At 72.5% G+C, this 21,282-nt stretch carries 16 protein-coding genes; 10 read left to right on the forward strand and 6 right to left on the reverse strand.

All coding sequences use genetic code 11. The features are described from left to right. Positions 1–92 precede the first annotated feature (92 nt). Positions 93–1,739, reverse strand: coding sequence for a M4 family metallopeptidase (locus ACIOC0_RS11905; RefSeq protein WP_402154837.1), 1,647 nt, complete (start codon positions 1,737–1,739; stop codon positions 93–95). A gap of 173 nt (positions 1,740–1,912) precedes the next feature. Between ACIOC0_RS11905 and ACIOC0_RS11910 the strand changes: the two genes are divergently transcribed. The 6 genes from ACIOC0_RS11910 to nirD all read left to right on the forward strand — a co-directional run bounded on the left by ACIOC0_RS11910 (position 1,913) and on the right by nirD (position 8,262). Then, positions 1,913–2,380, forward strand: a complete 468-nt coding sequence (locus ACIOC0_RS11910; protein WP_402154839.1) for a gamma-glutamylcyclotransferase family protein — start codon at positions 1,913–1,915, stop codon at positions 2,378–2,380. 272 nt (positions 2,381–2,652) lie between these two features. Next, entirely contained in the window at positions 2,653–3,177 is a 525-nt protein-coding gene (locus ACIOC0_RS11915) for a hypothetical protein (protein ID WP_402154841.1), read from the forward strand. 113 nt (positions 3,178–3,290) lie between these two features. Next, positions 3,291–3,929 carry a class F sortase gene (locus ACIOC0_RS11920; protein WP_402154842.1) on the forward strand — a complete coding sequence of 213 codons (639 nt, stop codon included), beginning with the start codon at positions 3,291–3,293 and terminating at the stop codon, positions 3,927–3,929. Positions 3,930–4,067: 138 nt separating this feature from the next. Further along, the gene (locus ACIOC0_RS11925; protein WP_402154844.1) at positions 4,068–5,279 is read left to right on the forward strand and encodes an NAD(P)/FAD-dependent oxidoreductase; all 1,212 of its coding nucleotides are present in this window, start codon (positions 4,068–4,070) and stop codon (positions 5,277–5,279) included. Then, positions 5,279–7,876, forward strand: coding sequence for a nitrite reductase large subunit NirB (gene nirB, locus ACIOC0_RS11930; RefSeq protein WP_402154846.1), 2,598 nt, complete (start codon positions 5,279–5,281; stop codon positions 7,874–7,876). The genes ACIOC0_RS11925 and nirB overlap by 1 nt, the downstream gene beginning before the upstream one ends. Next, positions 7,873–8,262, forward strand: coding sequence for a nitrite reductase small subunit NirD (nirD, locus tag ACIOC0_RS11935; protein ID WP_402154849.1), 390 nt, complete (start codon positions 7,873–7,875; stop codon positions 8,260–8,262). Before nirB ends, nirD begins: the two co-directional genes overlap by 4 nt. Positions 8,263–8,521: 259 nt before the next feature. Here the strand turns inward: nirD and ACIOC0_RS11940 are convergent, their stop codons facing one another. Together ACIOC0_RS11940 and ACIOC0_RS11945 are read right to left on the reverse strand one after the other, a co-directional pair. Further along, positions 8,522–10,012 (reverse strand): ATP-binding protein, encoded by a 1,491-nt coding sequence (locus tag ACIOC0_RS11940; protein WP_402155079.1) that lies wholly within the window; start codon positions 10,010–10,012, stop codon positions 8,522–8,524. Next, positions 10,009–11,043: a response regulator transcription factor gene (locus ACIOC0_RS11945; protein WP_402154852.1), complete on the reverse strand. Its 1,035-nt coding sequence runs from the start codon at positions 11,041–11,043 to the stop codon at positions 10,009–10,011. The genes ACIOC0_RS11940 and ACIOC0_RS11945 overlap by 4 nt, the downstream gene beginning before the upstream one ends. A gap of 263 nt (positions 11,044–11,306) precedes the next feature. Between ACIOC0_RS11945 and ACIOC0_RS11950 the strand changes: the two genes are divergently transcribed. Both ACIOC0_RS11950 and ACIOC0_RS11955 read left to right on the forward strand, forming a co-directional pair. Then, positions 11,307–11,912, forward strand: coding sequence for a carbonic anhydrase (locus tag ACIOC0_RS11950; protein ID WP_402154854.1), 606 nt, complete (start codon positions 11,307–11,309; stop codon positions 11,910–11,912). After that, positions 11,909–14,113: a SulP family inorganic anion transporter gene (locus ACIOC0_RS11955; protein ID WP_402154856.1), complete on the forward strand. Its 2,205-nt coding sequence runs from the start codon at positions 11,909–11,911 to the stop codon at positions 14,111–14,113. The genes ACIOC0_RS11950 and ACIOC0_RS11955 overlap by 4 nt, the downstream gene beginning before the upstream one ends. Positions 14,114–14,133: 20 nt before the next feature. Here ACIOC0_RS11955 and ACIOC0_RS11960 read toward each other — a convergent pair whose 3' ends face one another. Then, on the reverse strand, positions 14,134–15,063 hold the full coding sequence (locus ACIOC0_RS11960; RefSeq protein WP_402154858.1) for an oxidoreductase: 930 nt from the start codon (positions 15,061–15,063) through the stop codon (positions 14,134–14,136). 177 nt (positions 15,064–15,240) lie between these two features. Here ACIOC0_RS11960 and ACIOC0_RS11965 point away from each other — a divergent pair, with 177 nt between their 5' ends. Then, positions 15,241–16,398, forward strand: a complete 1,158-nt coding sequence (locus ACIOC0_RS11965) for an alkaline phosphatase PhoX (protein ID WP_402154860.1) — start codon at positions 15,241–15,243, stop codon at positions 16,396–16,398. Between the two features lie 125 nt (positions 16,399–16,523). Continuing rightward, a complete protein-coding gene (locus ACIOC0_RS11970; RefSeq protein WP_402154862.1) occupies positions 16,524–17,000 on the forward strand; it encodes an excalibur calcium-binding domain-containing protein in 477 nt (158 codons plus the stop codon). 210 nt (positions 17,001–17,210) lie between these two features. On the opposite strand, the gene ACIOC0_RS11975 is transcribed toward ACIOC0_RS11970, so the two are convergent. Next, complete coding sequence (locus ACIOC0_RS11975) at positions 17,211–17,447, reverse strand: hypothetical protein (RefSeq protein ID WP_402154865.1); 237 nt, start codon at positions 17,445–17,447, stop codon at positions 17,211–17,213. 1,084 nt (positions 17,448–18,531) lie between these two features. Continuing rightward, on the reverse strand, positions 18,532–21,279 hold the full coding sequence (gene ppdK / locus ACIOC0_RS11980; RefSeq protein WP_402154868.1) for a pyruvate, phosphate dikinase: 2,748 nt from the start codon (positions 21,277–21,279) through the stop codon (positions 18,532–18,534). Positions 21,280–21,282: the final 3 nt, after the last annotated feature.

Below are 21,282 nucleotides of genomic sequence, written 5' to 3' on the forward strand. Positions count from 1 at the left end.
CGGCGCGCACCTCTCGCGCGCGCCGGGGGAGCCTAACGGGTCGACTGGATCCGGGGAAGCGGTTTCCGCACCGAAGTGCCTTTCGGACGCGGTCAGTTCACGTTCACGGCGCTCCAGGCGGCCGCCACCGCCTTGTCCTCCGTGCTGCCGGCGCCGTAGAGGTCACGGGCGGCGTTCAGGGTCGCCGTCCGCGCCCCCGCGTAGTTGGTGGAGGAGGTCATGTAGACGGTCAGGGCGCGGTACCAGATCTTGCCGAGCTTGTCCCGGCCGATGCCCGTCACCGTGGAGCCGTTGGACGTCGGGGAGTTGTAGCTGACGCCGTTGACGGTCTTGGCGCCGCTGCCCTCCGCGAGGAGGTAGGCGAAGTGGTTGGCGACGCCGGACGAGTAGTGGACGTCGAGGCCGCCGACCGAGCTGCTCCAGTAGTCGGCGGAGCTGCCGTCCTTGCTGGGCTTGTCCATGTAGCGCAGGGCGTCCCGGCCGAAGCCGGAGCGGACGATCTTCTCGCCGATCAGGTAGTCGCCGACGTCGGAGGAGTTGCCCGCGTGGAACTCCACGAGGGCGCCGAAGATGTCGGAGGTCGCCTCGTTGAGGCCGCCGGACTCGCCCGAGTAGGTCAGGTTGGCCGTCTTGGAGGTCACGCCGTGGGACATCTCGTGGCCGGCCACGTCCAGGGAGACCAACGGGCCGAGCTGGGTGCCGTCACCGTCGCCGTAGGTCATGCAGAAGCAGCTGTCGTCCCAGAAGGCGTTGTTGTACCGGGTGCCGTAGTGGACGCGGTTGTAGGAGCCCTTGCCGTCGCCGGCGATGCCGTTGCGGCCGTGGACGTTCTTGTAGTAGTCCCAGGTCACGTCGGTGCCGTACTGGGCGTCCACGGCGGCCGTGGCGCGGTCGGCGCTCGCGCCGGTGCCCCAGTGGTTGTCGGTGTCGTTGAAGAGGGTGGCGGGGGCGCGGCTGATGCAGATGCCGAAGATGCACAGGTCGGTCTTGTCGGCCGCGTCGCCGGTGTAGGTGTTGCCCCGGGTGGGGTCCTTGAGCTGGTACGCCGAGCCCGAGGCGGTGGTCTCCAGCGGGACCGTGCCGCCGTAGAGGGACTTGCCGTCGCCGGTCGCGGTCTCCAGGGTGTCCCAGGCGTCGATCTGGGCGCCGGTGCGGGCGTCGGTGAGAACGGCGCGGGCGACCGGGTTGCCCCGGGCGTCCAGGGCGGCGACGTTCGTCTGCCAGGCGAGCTTCGGTGCGCCGTGCAGCGCGTCGACGACCAGTCTCGGCTTCGCGGTCACCTTCTTCAGCGGCTGGCCGAGGTGGCGGGCCCGCAGGGCGTTCGCGGCGGTGTCGGCGGCCTTCGGGGCGGTCAGCGTGGGGATGACGCCCGGCAGCGCGATCTCGGCGCGGGTGGCGCGGTCCGCTCCGCGGTAGGCGCCGTCGGGGGCCAGGTGGACCACGAAGTCGCCGCCCAGCACCGGGAGTTGACGGTAGGTGCGGTCGTAGCGGATGTGCTGGACGCCGTCCTTGTCGACGATCACGTCGCGGACGGCGGCGCCCTGGGCCTCGGTCAGCCCCAGGCTCGCCGCGTGATCGGCGAGCGCGGTGGCCGCGTTGTCCAGTGCGACGGCCCGGGTGGGCCGGTCGGCCGCGTCGGCGGCCGGGGTGAGTACGGCGGCCAAGAGGGCGGCCGTGGTGGCGGCGATGCCGGCCGTGGCCAGTCGGGAGCCTCGGGCGTGCTGCCGTATCCGACTCATCTGTCTCCTCGGTGTCCTCGGGAACGCACGCGAAAAAGGGCGCGTTCGGGAAGGCGTGCTGCGCCGTGCGGCGCGTGGGGGTGGCGCTGAGGTCGTCCTGAGATTCAAGAGGCCCTGACATGTCATGTCCATAGCACCGCGTGCGGGTGCGGTGAGGGGAGAGAATCGGTTCCGTGACCACCACGACCGCCGTGAGCACAGGGCCCGCGCCGGAGCTTCCGTTCTTCGTCTACGGCACCCTCCGCCCCGGCGAGCCCAACCACGCGCTCTTCCTGCGCGGCCGCACCCGCCGCGAGGAGCCGGCCCGCCTCGGCGACGCCGTGCTGTACGACGGGCCGGGCTACCCGTACGTCGTGGAGGAACCCGGCGGCGTCGTGACCGGCGACCTCGTCACCGCCCTGCCGGAGGCGTACAGGTCCCTGCTCGCCGAGCTGGACCGGCTGGAGGAGTACCGGCCGGGCGATCCGCGCAACCTCTACGAGCGGGTGGCCCGCGAGGTGGTCCTCAGCGGCGACGGACGCCGGGTCCGGGCCTGGCTGTACCTGGCCGCGCCCCCCGTGGCGGCGCGACTGCGGACACGCGGCGGCCGCATCGAGAGCGGGGACTGGCGCGGGCGGGGCGCGAGGGGCGAAGAGGGCTGAGCCGGAGTCGAGCGGGGCCGTGCGGTCACCCGTTCACACGCTTCTCCCGGGGTTTTCCCGGCGATGGCCGCCGGACGGCGGTGACCTGGTGAAACACCGCTGCAGAGGGGCCCCGTGGCGTCCGCCTGACACCCGTTCACCCTCTTTCTGACGCGTTCTCAGGAAGCGCGCTCGCGGCGCCGGCCCTTTGCTCGGTACAGCAGGGCGCGACCGACGCAGCGGCACATGGGGGTGCCGCGGGCCGTGGTCCTGGACGAGTCCGAGGAGCACCGATGCGACGAACGGCCGCCCGTCTGCTGACCGGTGGAACGCTCGCCCTCGCCGCCGCGGGCGCGGTCGCCGCGCCGGCGTACGGCGCGGGCGGCGGCCGGCTGGTGGTGGCCCCCGCCACCGCCGTGCCCGGCGGCGACGTCACCGTGACCACGGCGGCCTGCGGCGGCCGCGGCGCGGCGGCGGGCGACGCGGGCGCGGTCGGCGCCGGCCGGTTCACGCTGGCGCCCGGCACGGACGGCGGCGCCGCGGTCGGCCGGTTCCGGGTGCCGCCGAGCGCGCATCCGGGAACGTACGAGATCGTCGCGGAGTGCGCCTCCGACGGGCACAAGGTCACCGGGGACCTGGTGGTGACGCTGAGTCCGGCGCGGGAGCAGGTGTATCCGCGCGGAAGTGTGAAGACGGGGGTCGGCGGCGCCCTGGGCCCCGACCCCGTGCAGACCGCGGCCGGCGTGGCGGCTCTCGCCGTCGCCGCCGCGGGCGGTACCTGGCTCCTGCATCGCCGGGCGAGAGGCGACGGGATCTGACGGACACCCTCCGCTGTCCGTCCGCCGGTACCGCATGTCCCTCCCCCTCCGGGCCCGACGCCCCTCGCGGCCCGGAGGGGGCATGGGGCCCATCACCGAGAGGGGATCGCCGGATGCGCAGAAGGCCCAGGCCCCGCGGGGTCGCGAACACCGCGATAGCCGTCGTCACCGGGGTCGCGCTCTGCTCGGGCGTGTGGCTGCTGATCGGCGCGGCCGACCGCCCCGCCCCGCCCCAGCCGTCCGCGGCCGAGGCCCGCCCCGGCGGCGCCGACGTCCGCGCCGCGCCCGCGCTGCCGGCGTCCCCGCCCGACCGCGTCCGCATACCCTCCATCCACGTGGACGCCCCCCTGACGGGGCTGGGCCTGACCGAGTCCGGCAGCCTCGACGTGCCGGACCCCGCACGCGAGAACCTCGCCGGCTGGTACGAGGCCGGTGTCACCCCCGGCGAGACGGGCACCGCGATCGTCGCCGGCCACGTGGACAACGCCGACGGCCCCGCCGTCTTCTACGACCTGGGCGCCCTGAAGAAGGGCGCCGCCATCGAGGTGGACCGGCGCGACGGCGCCGTCGCGGTGTTCACGGTCGACGCGGTCGAGGTGTACGAGGCGAGCGCCTTCCCCGACCGCAAGGTGTACGGCGCCGCCCCCCGCCCCGAGCTGAGGGTGATCACCTGCGGCGGCGGCTACTCCCGCTCGACCGGCTACCGGGGCAACGTGGTCGTCTTCGCCCACCTCACCGGCACCCGCCGGTGACCTGAGCCGGTCTCACAGAGGCTGTTCGCCGGTCCCGGGAACCCTCACACCCACCGCACCGCCCCGCTGAGGGCAGCGTTCCCCGCGGGAAACAACCGTGATGCGGTCGGGAAACCTCAGCAGCGCACGCTCGACGGCATGACCTCGAATTCGCGTGTGGTGGTGATCGGCGCCGGCCTCGCGGGCGTACGACTCGCCCGCCGGCTCGGCGAGCTGGGCACGCCCGCACTGCTCGTCGGCGACGAGGAGCACGCCCCGTACAACCGGGTCCTGCTCGCCGAGGTGCTGGCCGGCCGGTACGCCCCCGAGGTGATCGCAACGCCCGCGCCCGCCCGGACCGTCCGCGCCCGGGTGACCGGCATCGACCGCGACCAGCGGGCCGTCATCTGCGCGGACGGCTCCCGGATCGCCTACGGCACGCTGGTCCTGGCCACCGGATCCAACCCCGTACTGCCCTCGCTGCGCGGCCTGTTCACGCCCGACCACGTCCTGCCCGCGGGCGTCCACGCCTTCCGGACCATGGACGACTGCCTGGGCCTGTCCGAGGCGGTCCGGCCGGGCGTGCGGGCCGTCGTCATCGGCGGTGGGCTGCTCGGCGTCTCCGCCGCCCGCGCCCTCGCGCTGCGCGGCGCGCAGGTCGTCCTCGCACAACAGGCCGAGCGGCTCATGGAGCGCCAGCTCGACCCGGCGGCCTCCGCCCTGGTGCGAACCCACCTCGCCGGCCTCGGCGTGGAGATCCACACGGAGTGCCGGGTGCGGGACGTCCGCTGCGTCGGCGGCGCCGTCCGCTCGGTCGAGTTGGCCGACGGATACGCCCTCGACGCCGACCTGGTGGTGCTGGCCTGCGGGGTCTCCCCGCGCACCGGCCTGGCAAGGGACGCGGGCATCGACGTCGGCAAGGGCATCCTCGTCGACGACGAACTGCGCACCTCGGACCCGCACATCCACGCGATAGGGGACTGCGCGCAACACGACGGGACCGTGTACGGGCTGGCGGCTCCCGCGTACGAACAGGCCGACGCGCTCGCCGCGTTGCTGGCCGGAGACGCCGACTCCCGCTACACCGGCACCCGTTCCCTGACCCGGCTCACCCTCTCCGGGCACGGCCCCTTCGACCTCGCCGCGTTCGGCGAGACGCAGCCGCGCCCCGGCGACGACGTCGTGCAGCTCGCCGACGCCACCCGCGGCACCTACCGCAAGGTCGTCGTCCGCGACGACCGCCTGGTCGGCGGCGTGCTCGTCGGCGAACTCGGCACCGTCGGCGCGCTCGCCCGCGCCTGGGAGGGAGCGGAGCCGCTCCCGGACGACGGCCCCCTGCTCCACCTGCTCACCAACGATGGAGGCTTCTGATGACGGCCACCCCGGGGGCGAACCCCACGATCGTGCTCGTCGGCCACGGCATGGTCGGCCAGCGCTTCCTCGAAGCGCTCGCCGAGCGCGGCCTGACCGCCACGCACCGCGTGGTCGTGCTCTGCGAGGAGCCCCGCCCGGCGTACGACCGCGTGGCCCTCACCTCGTACTTCTCGGGCAAGAGCCCCGAGGAACTCTCCATGACCGACATGGAGTTCATCGCCGCGCACGGCATCGAACTGCACGTCGGCGACCCGGCGGTGGCCGTCGACCGCGACGACCGCAAGGTCACCGCGCGGTCCGGGCAGGTCTTCGACTACGACGTGCTCGTCCTGGCCACCGGCTCCTACCCGTTCGTGCCGCCGGTGCCGAACAAGGACGCCGAGGGCTGCTTCGTCTACCGCACCATCGACGACCTCCTCGCGATCGAGGAGTACGCGAAGCGGAAGGCGACGGTCGGCGCGGTCGTCGGCGGCGGCCTGCTCGGCCTGGAGGCGGCCGGAGCCCTCAAGGGACTCGGACTCATCTCCCACATCGTGGAGTTCGCGCCGCGCCTGATGCCGGTGCAGGTCGACGACGGCGGCGGCGCGGCGCTCCTGCGCACCATCGAGGACATGGGCCTGAGCGTCCACACCGGCGTGGGCACCCAGGAGATCGTCGTCGACGAATCCGGCGCCGTCACCGGCATGAAGCTGTCCGACGGCTCCGAACTCGCCACCGACATGGTGGTGTTCAGCGCCGGTGTCCGCCCCCGCGACCAGCTCGCCCGCGACTGCGGACTGACGGTCGGCGAGCGCGGCGGCATCACCGTCGACGAGCAGTGCCGCACGGTGAACGACCCGCACGTCTTCGCGATCGGCGAGTGCGCGCTGGCCTCCGACGGCCGGGTGTACGGCCTGGTGGCCCCCGGCTACGAGCAGGCCGAGACGGCGGCGGCGACCATCGCCTCGGACGAGGCGTCCTTCGTCGGCGCCGACCTGTCCACCAAGCTGAAGCTGCTCGGCGTGGACGTGGCCTCCTTCGGCGACGCGCACGGCACCGCCGAGGACTGCCTCGACGTCGTCTACTCCGACTCCCGCTCCGGCCTGTACAAGAAGCTGGTCATCGCCCGCGACGGCACCCTGCTCGGCGGCATCCTCGTCGGCGACGCGGACGCCTACGGCACCCTGCGGGCGCTGACGGGCTCCGTGCCGCCGGTGGCCCCCGAGTCACTGGTCCTGCCGGCGGACGCGGGCGGCGGCGCCCAGCTCGGCCCGTCCGCACTGCCGGACGAGGCGGTCGTCTGCTCCTGCCACAACGTCACCAAGGGCGCGATCCGCGGCGCGGTCACCGAGCACAGCTGCACCACCGTGCCCGAGGTCAAGAAGTGCACCAAGGCCGGCACCGGCTGCGGCAGTTGCGTCAAGGTGCTCGGGCAGCTCGTCACCGCCGAGCTGGAGGCGAGCGGCGTCGAGGTCGACAAGGGCCTGTGCGGCTGCTTCGGGCAGACCCGCGAGGAGCTGTACGAGATCGTCCTCGCCCTGCGCATCAACACCTACCAGGACCTGCTGGACCGCTACGGCCGCGACGGCGCCCGCGGCGGTGACGGCTGCGACGTGTGCAAGCCCGCCATCGCGTCGATCATCGCCTCCCTCGCCCCGACGATCGGCGCGAGCGGCTACGTCCTCGACGGCGAGCAGGCCGCGCTGCAGGAGACCAACGACCACTTCCTCGCCAACCTGCAGAAGAACGGCTCCTACTCGGTCGTGCCGCGCATCCCCGGCGGCGAGATCACCCCCGAGGGCCTGATCGTGATCGGCGAGATCGCCCGCGACTTCGGCCTCTACACGAAGATCACCGGCGGTCAGCGCATCGACATGTTCGGCGCGCGCGTCGAGCAACTGCCGCTGATCTGGACCCGGCTGGTCGACGCCGGCTTCGAGTCCGGGCACGCCTACGGCAAGTCGCTGCGCACCGTGAAGTCCTGCGTGGGCCAGACCTGGTGTCGCTACGGCGTCCAGGACTCCGTCCGCATGGCGATCGACCTGGAGCTGCGCTACCGGGGCCTGCGCTCCCCGCACAAGCTGAAGTCGGCCGTCTCGGGCTGCGCCCGCGAGTGCGCCGAGGCCCAGTCGAAGGACTTCGGCGTCATCGCCACCTCCAACGGCTGGAACCTGTACGTCGGCGGCAACGGCGGCGCCACCCCGCGCCACGCCGACCTGCTGGCCCAGGACCTGTCCGACGCCGAACTGGTGCGCCTCATCGACCGGTTCCTGATGTTCTACATCCGCACCGCCGACCGCCTGGAGCGCACCTCGACCTGGCTGGAGCGCATCCCCGGCGGCCTGGACCATGTGCGGGACGTCGTCGTGGAGGACTCCCTCGGCATCTGCGAGGAGCTGGAATCCCTGATGACGGCCCACGTGGCGCACTACGCCGACGAGTGGGCGACCACCATCAACGATCCGGAGAAGCTGGCCCGGTTCGTGTCCTTCGTGAACGCGCCGGACACCCCCGACCCGGTCGTCGGCTTCGTCCCCGAGCGCGAGCAGATCAAGCCCGACCTGCCGCTGCTGACCATCGGCCACCGTCCCCTGGAAGGGAGCGCCCAGCGATGACCCTGGCACCCGAGACGACCGACCTCAAGATCCAGCTGCGGTGGGGAGGGCACGACGAGGACCCCGAGAGCTGGTTCACGGTCTGCGACCTCGACGTGCTGCTGCCCGGCCGGGGCGTGGCCGCCCTGCTGCCGGACGGCAGCCAGGTCGCCCTGTTCCGCGACCGCGGCGGAGCCCTGTACGCGATCGACAACCGCGACCCCTTCAGCGGCGCGGGGGTCCTCTCCCGCGGCCTGACGGGCACCCACCAGGGCCGCCCCTACGTGGCCTCCCCGCTGCTGAAGCAGCGCTTCGACCTGCTGTCGGGCCAGTGCCTGGACGACGAGACGGTCCGCGTGACGACGTACGAGGTGCGGGCGGCCAGTCCCAGCCTGTCCGGCGTCTGAGGACGAAGCCCGTTCAGGGCCGAAGCGGGGGCCCGGGGGCGGCAGCCCCGGGGACCGGAAACGCGGGCGAGCACAACCAGCCTGTCCGGCGTCTGAGGACGAAGCCCGTTCAGGGCCGAAGCGGGGGCCCGGGGGCGGCAGCCCCGGGGACGATGGGGGTCCCCCTGCTCGAGCGAAGTCGAGAGTGGGGGAGGTAGGGGCGGCGGGGGCGAGGACCCATGGCGGTCACCACGCCGCCGTCCTCCGCCTCTAGGTCGCCTCAGTGCCGCCCCGGGGCCGCCGCCTCCTGCAACGGTCTGGCCGGGCGGGGCGCGCCCGCTTCCGGCCCGCCGCGTCCCGCCACCGCCGGAAGGCGGATCAGCGCGTCCAGACCGCCGCTCGGGGCGCGGCGCAGCACCGCCTCCCCGCCGCTCGCGTGGGCGAGCCGCTGCACCAGCGCCAGACCCAGGCCCGTACCGCCCTTGGGGGCGTCGGGGGCGCGCCAGAAGCGGTCGAAGGCGCGGCGGCGCTGCTCCTCGGTCATGCCGGGACCCTCGTCCATGACGTGCAGATCGATCCAGGCGGGACCGTTCGCGCGGTGCGGGAAGCGGCGCTCGGGGGGTGTGTGGCGGCGCGGGTCGATCGTGACCGCGGTGCCGGGGGGCGACACCCGCAGGGCGTTGGAGAGCAGGTTGTCGAGGATCTGCTCCACCGCCCCGGGGACGGCCGTCACCTCGCCCCGGTAATCGCCCGCCAGCGTCAGCCACACCCCGTGCCGCTCGTACAGCGCGGCCCAGGCGCGCCGGCGTTCCTCGCACACCCGGCCGAGGTCCACCCGTTCCCGTTCGGCGGCGCTCTCGTCGAGCCGGGCCATCGCGAGCAGCCCCTCCACCATCCGGGCCAGCCGGTCGGTCTCGGTCAGCGCGGCGTCGAGGCTGCTCCGGGCGTTGAGGGCGATGTCGTTCTCGAGGTTCTCCAGCCGCAGCCGCAGCGCCGCGAGCGGCGTCTTCAGCTGGTGCGAGGCCTCCCCCGCGAAGGCGCGCTGGGAGGCCAGGAGGTGTTCCAGCCGGGCGGCGGTGCGGTTGAAGGTCGCGGCGAGACTGCGCACCTCCGGCGGCCCCTTGGTGATCGCCACCGGCACGGCCGTACCGCCGGTCGCCAACTCGTTGGTGGCCCGCTCCAGTTCACGGATGGGCCGGCCGGTCCAGCGGGCGATGGCGAAGCCCACGACGGCGACGGCGACGAGCGCCGCGAGTCCGCCGAGCGCCAGCAACAGCCAGACGTGGTGCACCCGTTCGTGCACCGTGCGGGTCGGCACGGTGATCCGGACGGCGCCCTGCAGCTCGCCGCCCTGCGCCACCGGGGTGGCCACCGCCAGGTACTCGACCCCGCCGATGGTGGAGGTGCGCACGTCCGCCGTGGCCGTCCCCCGCAGCGCGGCGGCGATGCCGGGCCAGGAGGCGAGCCTGCGCTCCTCGTCGGCGGTCAGCGGATGCGAACTGGCCAGCAGACCGCCCGACCCGTCGACGATCAGCACCTTGCCGCCGATCCGCTCGGCGCAGTGCGCGGCCCGCCCGGGAAGGTCCTGCGCGGCGCGGCCCTCGGCGATGGACAGCGAGGCGAACGCCGACACCGAGTCCGCCTCGTCCTTGGCCTGGCCGGTCACCCGCTCACGCTCGCCCCGCGAGTACACGAACCCCAGCGGGATCTCCAGACAGGCCAGGAGCAGCACGGCGAGCGTGAGGTAGCTGAACAGCAGCCGCCGGGTCATCGAGAGGCCGCCGACCACTGCTGCGAGGGGTGCGGTTCGCCGTAGGCGGGCGGTTCGTGCGCCGGCGGACGCGCACCGGGCGGGGCCGACTGCACCGCCAGCCGGAAGCCCACCCCGCGCAGCGTCTGGATCCACGCCGGGTTGCCCAACTTCCTTCGCAGGGTGGCGACGTGGACGTCGAGGGTCTTCGTCGGGCCCTCGTAGTGCGGGTCCCAGACGCGGTCGAGGATCTGCTGCCGGGAGTAGACCGCCCCCGGGTCCTCGGTGAGCAGCGCGAGGAGTTCGAACTCCTTGGGCGTGAGCGCCACGGCGCCCTCTCCCACCCACACCTGCCGCGTCCGCCGGTCGACGACAAGGGGCCCGACCTCTCCGTCGGCGACCTCTACGGGCGCGGGCACCGGGTCGTAGGGGGCGGGGGTGTGGGCGGTGTGCACGCTGGGGGCGTACGCGGGGGGCGGGGCGGGGTGGGGGGTATGGGCGTGGGTCCGGGGCGCGGGGGCCTGGGTTCGGGGCGCGGGGGCGGTGAAGTCCGTGCCGCCGAAAGGCTCGCCGGTGAACGGTTCGCCGCCGAAGGGCTCGCCACCGAACGGGGCCCGTCCGCCCGCGCCGGTGACGCCCGCGGGGGGTTCCGCTCCCCCGAACTCCGCTCCCCCGGACTCGGGCGTGGCCGCCCCGCGTTGGGTCCGCCGTGTCACCGCCCGCACCCGGGCCACCAGCTCCCGCATGCTGAACGGCTTCGCCAGATAGTCGTCGGCCCCCAGCTCCAGACCCAGCACCCGGTCGGCCTCCTCCCCCCGCGCGCTGAGGATGATGACGGGGACGTCCGAGACCTGCCGGATGCCGCGGCAGACGTCGATGCCGTCGATGTCCGGCAACCCCAGGTCCAGCAGCACGACATCGCCGTACGGCCCTCTCAACCCCTCGCCTCCGGTGCGCACATGGTGCACCGTCAGCCCGAAGTTCCCGAGACCCTCGACGAGCGGTTCGGCGATCGTCTGGTCGTCCTCGATGAGCAGGACTCGTACGCCCATGCGTTTCCGTCTCTCCCGTGAACCGATTTCGCGTGTTCCGTGGACCCGTCACGCTACAAGAACGGTCAGGAATACGTCGATCGATTCCAGCCCTGTGTGATCAGCGGCTCAGCATCGGACAAAATATGTCCCGACCCTGTCGGCGATTTAGTGTTCCTCTAACCTTCGCCTGGCGATCACCCCTCTACGGTGAGTCAGGCCTGGTCGGCCTCGTCCCTCCGACCAGGCCTCACCTGGCCGGACACACCCCACCGGGAGGAACCGTGAAGGCATTGCTGGACCGCGCGCGCTCGTTCAAGCGACGGGTCGACTTCGAAAGCGGCGAATACCGGAGGCTGGCCGAAGGCCAATATCCCGAGGCATTGTTCATCACCTGCTCGGACTCACGGGTGATACCCGCGCTCATCACCGGAGCGCGCCCCGGAGAGATATTCGAGCTGCGCAACGCGGGCAATATCGTCCCGCCACACGGCCGGCCGGGCGCCTCGGGCGAGGCCGCCACCATCGAGTACGCACTGGAGGTGCTCGGCGTTCAGGACGTCGTCGTGTGCGGTCACTCCCACTGCGGTGCGATGGGCGCGCTCAAGTCGGGCGACGACCTCTCCGCCCTGCCCGGCGTGGACGCCTGGCTGCAACTGGCCCGCCCCCGGCTGGCGTCCGTCCTGGACGGTGCGGCGGCCACCCCCTCGCTGCCCGACGTCGTCCGGCAGAACGTCGTCAACCAGCTCGCGGTGCTGCGCGGTTACCCGGCGGCCCGGCGACGGCTCGACGAGGGACGGCTGCGACTGCACGGCTGGTACTACGAGGTGGACACCGGTCAGGTGCACGAGCTGGACGACGACGGCCTGTTCCGGGTGCACGCGGCATGAGCGGCGCACACGCACGGCACGGCTGGGGCCGGGGCGGTGGTGCGGGGTCCCCGGAGGCGGAAACCCCGTACGCGGGGCGCGACTTCGGGGCGGCCGGCGGGTTCCCCGACGCGCCGCCACGACCGGCAGGACCACCGGCCGGGTACGGCGCGCCGGTCGGCCACGGAGCGTCGGCCGGGTACGGCACGTCTGACGCCTACGACGAGGCGGCCTCCTTCGATCGCGCCGCCGACTTCGACCGCGCGGCCGACTTCGACCGGGCCGCAGACTTCGACCGGGCCTTTCCCGCGCCGGACGGCAGCGACCCCTTCGACCGCAGCGACCTGTTCACCCCGGGCCCGTCGAGCGCGCCGCCCGCCGACGAACGACCCTCCCTCGGGAAGGCGTTCGCCTTCGTGCGCGGGAAAGTCTCCGGCGGCGGGGAGTCCGCCGCCGGCGAGTCCTCCGCCGCCCCGAAGGGCGACCTGGCCACCGAGATCACCGCGTCCCTCGTCGTCTTCCTGGTCGCGCTCCCGCTGTGCATCGGCGTGGCCGTGGCCTCCGGGGTCCCCGCCGAGCTGGGCATCATCTCGGGTGTCATCGGCGGCCTGGTGGTGGGCATGGCCCGCGGCAGCACCCTCCAGGTCAGCGGCCCGGCCGCCGGTCTCGCCGCGCTGGTCTCGGAGACGGTGCTGGAGCACGGCGTGGCCATGCTCGGCGTGATCGTGTTCTTCTCCGGGCTGCTGCAGATCGTCCTCGGAGTGGTCAGGTTCGGCCGGTTCTTCCAGGCGATCTCCCTGGCCGTCGTCCAGGGCATGCTCGCCGGCATCGGCCTGCCGCTGATGTTCAGCCAGGCGTACCCGGCGGCCGACGCGAAAGCCCCCGGCACGCCGATCGAGAACATGGCCGGCATCCCCGGCCTGCTCGCGGACACCTTCGGCGACCCGCAGACGATGATCGCGGCCGGCCTCGGCATCGCCACGGTCGTCCTGAGCTTCCTGTGGAAGAAGGCGCCCGCCCCGGTCAACAAGATCCCGGCCGCACTGGTCGCCGTGGGCGTCGGCATCGCGATCGCCGCGCTGCCCGGCGTGGAGGTGAAGACCCTCCAGGTGGGCAATCTGCTCGCCGCCGTCGACGTGCCCGGCGCAGGGCAGTTCGCGGGTCTCGCGGACGCCGGCATCATCACCGCGATCCTGACCTTCACCGTGATCGCGTCCGCCGAGTCGCTGTTCACCGCGGCCGCCGTGGACCGTATGCACGACGGACCGCGCACCCGCTACAACCCCGAACTGATCGCGCAGGGCGCCGGCAACACGGTCGCCGGGCTTCTCGGCGCGCTGCCCATCACGGCGGTGGTGGCCCGCAGTTCGGCCAACGTCCAGGCGGGCGCCAAGACGCGCCTCTCCCGCACCCTGCACGGCCTGTGGCTGCTCGCCTTCGCCCTGCTGCTCCCCCAGGTGCTGGCGCTGATCCCGGTCTCGGTCCTCGCGGGCGTGCTCATCCACAGCGGCTGGAAGCTGTTCGCGCCCGCGGAGTTCCCGAAGATGTGGAAGCAGGACCGCGGCGAGTTCACGGTGATGACGCTCACCACGCTGGTCATCGTGGCGACCGCGCTGCTGGAGGGCGTCCTGTTCGGTCTCGCGGCGGGGATCGTGCTGGCGGCGGTGCGGATGTCGCAGACGGTGATCCGGCAGCACGTGGAGGACGACACCGCGAAGGTGGTGATGGCGGGGAACGCGACGTTCCTGCGCCTGCCCCAGGTCATCGAGGCCCTGGAGGCCGCTGCCGAGTCGGGCAAGCCCAGGATCAGGCTCGACCTGACCGGCGTGACCCACCTCGACCACGCCTGCCGCAGCCAGGTGGAGGAGTACACCGCCCAGCAGCGCGGCAAGGGCCTGCGGGTGGAACTGCTGATGCCGGGCCCGGCGAAGCCGCAGAGCACGGAGGAGGCCACCGCGCAGCCGGCGAAGCCGGCGACGGACCGGCGCCCGGCCGGCTCCACAGCAGCGGGCCGTCTCCCCCGCCGCCCGACCTCCGCCCCCGGGAGGCCCGCCCGGCACGGGTCGGAGACCTTCCCCGAGCCGCCCCGTGCCCACGCCGACGCTCCGGCCGCCGCCCCCGGCCCCACGGCCGAGTGGTTCTACCTGGACACCCGGCCCATGCCGGAGGACTTCGCGGAGCGGTACGCACAGGAATACGCCCCGGGGTACGCGCAGAACTGAGTCCGGCACAGGGGCGTGGGCTACGCCTTGAGCCCCTCGAACCGCACCCCCGTGAGCCGCTCCGACTCCGTCCACAGCCGTTCGCCCGCCCGGTCCTCCAGAGTCCAGGGGGCCCGCCATGACGGGCCGGGCGCCCCGCGCCACATCGCGCGGGACGGGCCGGTGAAGGAGTCGGGGCGCACGCCGGGCGCGGTCGCGGCGTACAGGGTGGGCAGAGCGCCCTCCTCGGCGGACTGGGCGAAGACGCGGTTGCCGGCCTCCACCAGCCGTTCGGCGCGCCGGCGCCCCTCGGCGCGGACCCCGGCGGTCTGGAGGTTGGTCGCCGCGTACCCGGGGTGCGCGGCCGCCGCGGTCACATCGGCGCCGGACGCGTCGAGCCGTCGGGCCAGTTCGTGGGTGAAGAGCAGGTTGGCGGTCTTGGAGCGGCCGTAGGCGATCCAACGGCGGTACCGGCGCTCGCTGTTGAGGTCGTTCGGGTCGATGTTGCCGAGCACGTGGGCCATGCTGGAGACGGTCACCACGCGCGCGCCGGGCGAGTCGAGCAGCGTGGGCAGGAGCAGCCCGGTGAGGGCGAAGTGGCCGAGGTGGTTGACGCCGAACTGCGTCTCGAAGCCGTCGGCGGTGGTGCTGTAGGGCAGCGCCATCACACCGGCGTTGTTGACGAGCAGTTCGAGCCTCGCCTGGGGAAGACGGGCCGCGAACTCCCGCACGGAGGCGAGGTCTCCGAGATCGAGCGGCCGCAACTCGACGTCGGCGCCCGGCACTTCAACGGCCAGTCGCTCGACAGCCTCCCGCCCGCGTGACTCGCTGCGGCAGGCCAGCACCACGTGCGCGCCCCGTCGGGCCAGCTCCCGCGCCGTGACGTACCCGATCCCGCTGTTGGCGCCGGTGACGACCGCCGTGCGGCCGGACTGATCGGGGATGTCGCGCGTGCTCCAGGCGACAGACATGAAGATCTCCTTCCGCTGATGCCCCCAGCGTAGGCGCGCCCGCCCGTGCGCCCGCATCCCGACACCTCCCCATTACGCCATGTCCACGACATAGCTACCCTGCGCTCCTAGCCTCTCTCACCGCACGACCCCGCCGCCGGCCGGTGGCGGGCCGGTGTCGACACTCCTGGAGCTGACGTGGAACGTCGTACCCTCCTGCGTGCGGCCGTGCTCGGCGGAACCTCCGCCGCGCTCGGCGGAACCCTGTGGCGCGGCGCCGCGTACGCCGCGCCCGCCCAGCCCGGCGCCGGACCGTACGGGGCGCTCGGCGCTCCGGACGCGAGCGGCATCCGCCTCCCGGCCGGCTTCACCAGCCGGGTGATCGCCCGTTCCGGGCAGACGGTGCCCGGCACCTCGTACACCTGGCACAACGCCCCTGACGGTGGCGCGTGTTACGCCGACGGGACCGGCTGGATCTATGTGTCCAACTCGGAGATCAACCCGTCGGGCGGCGCGAGCGCGGTGCGGTTCTCCTCGACGGGGACGGTCACCTCGGCGTACCGCGTGCTGTCCGGCACCCGCACCAACTGCGCGGGCGGTAAGACGCCTTGGAACACCTGGCTGTCCTGCGAGGAGGTCGACCGGGGGTACGTCTACGAGACCGATCCGTGGGGTGTGAAGGCGGCGGTGCGGCGGGACGCGATGGGCCGCTTCAAACACGAGGCGGCGGCCGCCGACCCAGTGCGCCAGGTGATCTACCTGACGGAGGACGTTCCCGACGGCTGCTTCTACCGCTTCCGCCCGACGACCTGGGGCGACCTGTCCGCCGGGACGCTGGAAGTGCTGGTGGCGGGCAGCGCGACCAGCGGCCCGGTCCGCTGGTCCCGGGTCCCCGACCCCACCGGCGCCACCGCCACCCGCAACCAGGTGTCCGGCGCCAAGCGCTTCAACGGCGGCGAGGGCTGCTACTACGCCGACGGCACCTGCTGGTTCACCACGAAGGGCGACAACCGCGTCTGGCAGTACGACGCCGCCGCCCAGACCATCGAACTCGCCTACGACGACTCCCTGGTGACAAGCGGCACACCCCCGCTCACGGGCGTGGACAACGTCACCGGCACCGCGTCCGGCGACCTGTTCGTGGCGGAGGACGGCGGCAACATGGAGATCTGCGTCATCACCCCGGACGACGTCGTCGCCCCCTTCCTCCGGGTCGACGGCCAATCCCTCTCGGAGATCACCGGCCCGGCCTTCTCCCCCGACGGCACCCGCCTCTACTTCTCCAGCCAGCGCGGCACCTCGGGCAGTTCGTCGGGCGGCATCACCTACGAGGTGCGGGGCCCGTTCCGTTCGTGATCCCGACGGGGCCCGCACATCCCGCCGGTTCACACAATCATCACAACTAGGCCACATCTGCTCCACCTCGATGGATCACGGCTTACCGTCGTCCCTTCAAGCACCAGCCCTGGGGGGACGACACCATGACCAACCCGTACGCCACCGCTGCTCCCGTCCCGCCCAAGTGGGCCCGCAAGCGCTTCGTCCTGCCGGCCCTGGCGCTGGCCCTGTTCGTCGGCGTCGGCATCGGCGCCGGCGACGACGGAAAGGCCGCCTCCGACGCCAAGCCCCTTTCGGCCGAGCCCCGCCCGACGGTGACCGTCACCACGACGGCCACGGCGACGGCCGAGGCGGCGCCACGCCCCGCTACGACCGTGACGGCCACGGCGACGGTGAAGGTGCAGGTCACCAGGACGGTCACCGCACCGGCCCCGGCGAACGACGACACGACGTCCGACGACCAGGGCGCCTCCGGGGGCTCCGGAGGTTCCGGCGGCGCCGACGTGTACTACGCCAACTGCACCGAGGCCCGGGCCGCCGGCGCCACCCCGCTGCACCCGGGCGACCCCGGCTACGACCGCCACCTCGACCGCGACGGCGACGGCTCGGCCTGCGAGTAGCAGCCCCCGAAGCCCGCCCCACTCAACACAAGAGCCCGTATCGGCTCCTCCGGGACTGCCGACCGGCTCGGTCCGCTGACGCCTGACGCCCGCGAGGCCCCCCGCACGCGCACACGCCGCGGGGGACGGCGGACATGCTGACGGGCGGCCGCCCCTGGTGCCACCGCCGCGCACGAGCCAGTGGTTCCCCGGCGAGCGGGCCCGCGGAGCTCACGGGGTGGAGGACGCGGTCTGCGTCGGCGCCTGTGAGTCGCCGCCCGTGGACGCCGGGGGTGAGAACGCGAACAGGGCCACCAACGCGGCGACCACCGTCCCCCAGACGCAGATCGCGCCCACGAGATCGCGTGTATGCGGGCCGCCGCCCGTCACAGCCTGGTCCCTGAGGCGGTACACGGCCACCGCCGCCGTCGTCGCGACCAGCAGGATCAGGACTGCTGTGCCGTCCATGTGCAGTGTCATTGCCGGGCCTTCCGAGGATCGGGGCCTGCCCGCCGGCGTCCGGTGATGATTCCGGGCAGGCAGGCGCGACCGATGTGCTGCGTCGTGGCGTCGGACCGTGGGACGTAAGGGGCCGGACAGCCGCCGTGCAGGCATCCTGACACGCCGTTTTTCACGGTCCGGGGGCTTCCCAACTGCCGTCAGTCGCCCGTGAGTTCCGGAGTGCCTGACGTATGAGGTCAGAGTAGGGGATTCTCCCGGAGCCCCGTCATGAGCCGTATGTGTACAAACCCGCGGGTCGCACTTTGACGTTCTGCACAAGTCGGTCGGCGCGCGTGACCAGTGCGTCAGGTTCCGATTCGGCGCGGTGTGGCGTGCCCCTGCCCGATGCCCGCCCGCCCCGGGCCAGCGCGCCACGCGGTGCCGGGGCACGGCCCCGCCCAGGTGCCTCACGCCCCGTTCAGCGGCTTTGGTCATGCCTGCCTGGAGCCGTTCACCGCCGTCCACGCCCTACGAGGTTGGGCGGGCATGAACGCCCGCGAACGATTTTGGATCACGCTCTGATCAAGACGAACAGACCTCTCTCCGGTGCCATCCTGTCTCGATGGACCAAGGATTCGCGGCTTTGATCGCTGGGACAGCCGGAACGGTTGGAGCACGCAAACACTCGCCATGGGCAATCGGCGACTCTTTCAGTGGCTCAGTACGAGGCTGCCGAGCAAGCGCTAGCTGACCACTACAAGCAGTTCATCGCGGATGCGGGGGCCGCACTGCGAGCCCCGCATCTGCAGCACCTGGCGAGGCCCCTCCAGGTTCTGCAACGCAGGCACCCGGCGACGTATCGAGGGCACACCGAGGGCACAACGACTCCGCGCGGGTTCAACGACAACCAACGCCGGCAAACACCATTTGCCCTGGTCAGCGGCACTGCTCGACAGTCGCCGCAGATGATGCACAAGAGGGCGACACCCCCGCACAGGGTGTCGCCCTCCTCTTGCGTGCCGGAGCCGCCGCGATCGGTGCTGAGGGTCGGGGACCGCAGCGGCTCCGGGGTCTGGCGGGGGCCCTCAGGATCCTGAGGGCCCCGGCGGGGTCAGCGGTGATCGCTGCCCGTGGACTGCGTGGCCGCCCGGCCCGCTTCCAGGCGGGCCACCGGGATGCGGAACGGGGAGCAGGAGACGTAGTCCAGACCGACCTCGTGGAAGAAGTGCACCGACTCCGGGTCGCCGCCGTGCTCGCCGCAGACGCCGAGCTTGAGGTCGGGGCGGGTCGCACGGCCCGCCTCCGCCGCCAGCTTGACCAGCGAGCCCACGCCGTCCTTGTCGATCGTCTCGAACGGGGAGACGCCGAAGATGCCCTTCTCCAGGTAGGCCGTGAAGAACGAAGCCTCCACGTCGTCGCGGGAGAAGCCCCACACCGTCTGGGTGAGGTCGTTCGTGCCGAAGGAGAAGAACTCCGCCGCCTCGGCGATCTGACCCGCCGTGAGCGCGGCGCGCGGCAGCTCGATCATCGTGCCGATCGCGAGCTTCAGCTCGGTGCCCGTGGCCTCCTGCACCTCGGCGATGACCTGGTCGGCCTCCTCCCGCACGATCTCCAGCTCCTGGACCGTGCCGACGAGCGGGATCATGATCTCGGCGCGCGGGTCGCCCTTGGCGTTGCGGCGCTCGGCCGCCGCCTCGGCGATGGCGCGGACCTGCATCGTGAACAGGCCGGGGATGACCAGGCCGAGCCGTACGCCGCGCAGACCCAGCATCGGGTTCTGCTCGTGCAGACGGTGGACGGCCTGGAGCAGGCGCAGCTCGTTCTCGTGGGGCTCCTGACGGGACTCCGCCAGGGCCACGCGGACCGACAGCTCGGTGATGTCGGGGAGGAACTCGTGCAGCGGCGGGTCCAGGAGGCGGATCGTCACCGGGAGGCCGTCCATCGCCGAGAAGAGCTCGACGAAGTCCTTCTTCTGCAACGGGAGCAGCGCCTTCAGGGACTCCTCGCGCTCGGCCTCCGTGTCGGCCAGGATCAGCCGCTCGACCAGCTCACGGCGGTCGCCGAGGAACATGTGCTCCGTGCGGCACAGGCCGATGCCCTGGGCGCCGAAGCGGCGGGCGCGCAGCGCGTCCTCGGCGTTGTCGGCGTTGGCGCGGACCCTCAGGCGCCGCTTGCGGTCGGCGAAGGCCATGATCCGGTGGACCGCCTCGACCAGTTCGTCGGCGTCCTGGGCGCCGGCGTGCATACGGCCCTCGAAGTACTCCACGACCGGGGAGGGGACCACCGGGACCTCGCCCAGGTAGACCTTGCCGGAGGAGCCGTCGATGGAGATGACGTCGCCCTCCTCCACCACGTGGCCGCCCGGCACGGTCATCCGGCGGCGCTTGGTGTCGACCTCGAGCTCCTCCGCGCCGCAGACACAGGTCTTGCCCATGCCGCGCGCGACGACGGCCGCGTGGGAGGTCTTGCCGCCGCGGGAGGTGAGGATGCCCTCCGCCGCGATCATGCCGTCGAGGTCGTCGGGGTTGGTCTCACGGCGGACCAGGATGACCTTCTCGCCCGAGCGGGACCACTTGACGGCGGTGTACGAGTCGAAGACCGCCTTGCCGACCGCCGCGCCCGGTGAGGCGGCGATGCCCCGGCCGACCTGCGCGATCTTCGCGTTCTCGTCGAAGCGGGGGAACATCAGCTGGGCGAGCTGGGCCCCGTTGACACGCTGGAGCGCCTCCGCCTCGTCGATGAGCCCCTGGTCCACGAGCTGCGTCGCGATGCGGAAGGCCGCGCCCGCGGTGCGCTTGCCGACGCGGGTCTGGAGCATCCACAGCTGGCCGCGCTCGATGGTGAACTCGATGTCGCAGAGATCCTTGTAGTGGTTCTCCAGGGTCTCCATGATCTGCATCAGCTGGTCGTACGACTTCTTGTCGATCGACTCCAGCTCCGCGAGCGGGACCGTGTTGCGGATGCCGGCGACGACGTCCTCGCCCTGGGCGTTCTGCAGGTAGTCGCCGTAGACGCCCTGGTGGCCGGAGGCGGGGTCGCGGGTGAAGGCGACGCCGGTGCCGGAGTCGGGGCCGAGGTTGCCGAAGACCATGGAGCAGACGTTGACGGCCGTGCCGAGGTCGTGCGGGATGCGCTCCTGGCGCCGGTACAGCTTGGCGCGGTCGCCGTTCCACGAGTCGAAGACGGCCTTGATGGCGAGGTCCATCTGCTCGCGAGGGTCCTGGGGGAAGTCCCGGCCGGCCTCGGTCTTGACGATCTTCTTGAACTTGGTGACGAGCTTCTTGAGGTCGGCCGCCTCCAGCTCGGTGTCGACGGTGACCTTCTTGGCCGCCTTCGCCGCCTCCAGCGCGTCCTCGAACAGCTCGCCGTCGACGCCGAGGACGGTCTTGCCGAACATCTGGATGAGCCGGCGGTAGGAGTCCCAGGCGAAGCGGTCGTCGCCGGCCTGCTTGGCCAGGCCCTGGACCGACTTGTCGGAGAGGCCGATGTTCAGGACGGTGTCCATCATGCCGGGCATGGAGAACTTGGCGCCCGAGCGGACGGAGACGAGGAGCGGGTCGTCGGCCTGGCCGAGCTTCTTGCCCATCTTGCCCTCGAGGGCGTCGAGGTGGGCGCTGACCTCGTCACGCAGTGCCACCGGCTCTTCGCCGCTGTCGAGGTAGACCTTGCAGGCCTCGGTGGTGATGGTGAACCCGGGCGGGACCGGCAGGCCCAGGTTGGTCATCTCGGCGAGGTTCGCGCCCTTGCCACCGAGGAGGTCCTTGAGGTCCTTGTTGCCCTCGGTGAAGTCGTAGACGAACTTCACGCTCTCAACGGTCGCGGCCTGATCGGCTACCGGGAGATCTTTGTTTTCCGACACGGG

The sequence above is a fragment of the Streptomyces sp. NPDC088254 genome, from assembly GCF_044740925.1.
In the GTDB taxonomy this organism is placed as follows: Bacteria; Actinomycetota; Actinomycetes; order Streptomycetales; family Streptomycetaceae; genus Streptomyces.

Excerpts from the sequence above, each read along its gene's own strand:
- ACIOC0_RS11915 (WP_402154841.1), top strand. The coding sequence starts at position 2,653 with ATGCGACGAACGGCCGCCCGTCTGCTGACCGGTGGAACGCTCGCCCTC.
- ACIOC0_RS11960 (WP_402154858.1), bottom strand. The coding sequence starts at position 15,063 with ATGTCTGTCGCCTGGAGCACGCGCGACATCCCCGATCAGTCCGGCCGC.
- ACIOC0_RS11940 (WP_402155079.1), bottom strand. The coding sequence starts at position 10,012 with ATGACCCGGCGGCTGCTGTTCAGCTACCTCACGCTCGCCGTGCTGCTC.
- nirD (WP_402154849.1), top strand. The coding sequence starts at position 7,873 with ATGACCCTGGCACCCGAGACGACCGACCTCAAGATCCAGCTGCGGTGG.
- ACIOC0_RS11905 (WP_402154837.1), bottom strand. The coding sequence starts at position 1,739 with ATGAGTCGGATACGGCAGCACGCCCGAGGCTCCCGACTGGCCACGGCC.
- ACIOC0_RS11925 (WP_402154844.1), top strand. The coding sequence starts at position 4,068 with ATGACCTCGAATTCGCGTGTGGTGGTGATCGGCGCCGGCCTCGCGGGC.
- ACIOC0_RS11920 (WP_402154842.1), top strand. The coding sequence starts at position 3,291 with ATGCGCAGAAGGCCCAGGCCCCGCGGGGTCGCGAACACCGCGATAGCC.
- ACIOC0_RS11975 (WP_402154865.1), bottom strand. The coding sequence starts at position 17,447 with ATGGACGGCACAGCAGTCCTGATCCTGCTGGTCGCGACGACGGCGGCG.
- ACIOC0_RS11970 (WP_402154862.1), top strand. The coding sequence starts at position 16,524 with ATGACCAACCCGTACGCCACCGCTGCTCCCGTCCCGCCCAAGTGGGCC.
- ACIOC0_RS11945 (WP_402154852.1), bottom strand. The coding sequence starts at position 11,043 with ATGGGCGTACGAGTCCTGCTCATCGAGGACGACCAGACGATCGCCGAA.
- nirB (WP_402154846.1), top strand. The coding sequence starts at position 5,279 with ATGACGGCCACCCCGGGGGCGAACCCCACGATCGTGCTCGTCGGCCAC.
- ACIOC0_RS11955 (WP_402154856.1), top strand. The coding sequence starts at position 11,909 with ATGAGCGGCGCACACGCACGGCACGGCTGGGGCCGGGGCGGTGGTGCG.